Origin of the sequence: Achromobacter sp. Marseille-Q0513, from assembly GCF_018195695.1 — a bacterium.
Taxonomy (GTDB): domain Bacteria; phylum Pseudomonadota; class Gammaproteobacteria; order Burkholderiales; family Burkholderiaceae_B; genus Achromobacter.
In genome coordinates this window covers 1-379 of sequence record NZ_JAGTJY010000602.1, presented here as the reverse complement: position 1 = coordinate 379, position 379 = coordinate 1, and the positions used below count along the sequence as shown (strand labels likewise).

At 64.6% G+C, this 379-nt stretch carries 1 protein-coding gene; it reads right to left on the bottom strand.

What is annotated here, in order from left to right:
• On the bottom strand, positions 1–379 hold a 379-nt coding region (locus KDH83_RS31940), incomplete at both ends, for a tripartite tricarboxylate transporter substrate-binding protein (protein WP_249205490.1).

Sequence of the window (379 nt, the reverse complement as noted above, 5' to 3'; positions counted from 1 at the left end):
CGGCAGCAGCACGTCCGAGTTCGTCACCAGCAGATCGACGACGCCGCCCAGCCCGTCCGTCAGGGCCTGGCTGTTGCCGCGATAAGGAATTTGCCGCATTTTCGTGTCAGTCTGTTCCATCAGGGCAGCCATGCCCAGGTGCGCGACCGAGCCCAAGCCGGGCACTCCGAAAGTGAGCTGGTCCGGCTTTTCCCTGGCCTTGGCCAGCAATGCGGCGAAATTCCGGACTTGCAGGGCCGAGGTCGCCGCGATCACCACCGGTCCCACGGCGGCGCTGCCAATGGGTACGAAACTGGCCAGCGGGTCGTACTGGGTCTTCGCCAGGTTGGGAAAAATCGTGATCGGGCTGGTTGCCGTCAGCAACAGCGTGGCGCCATCC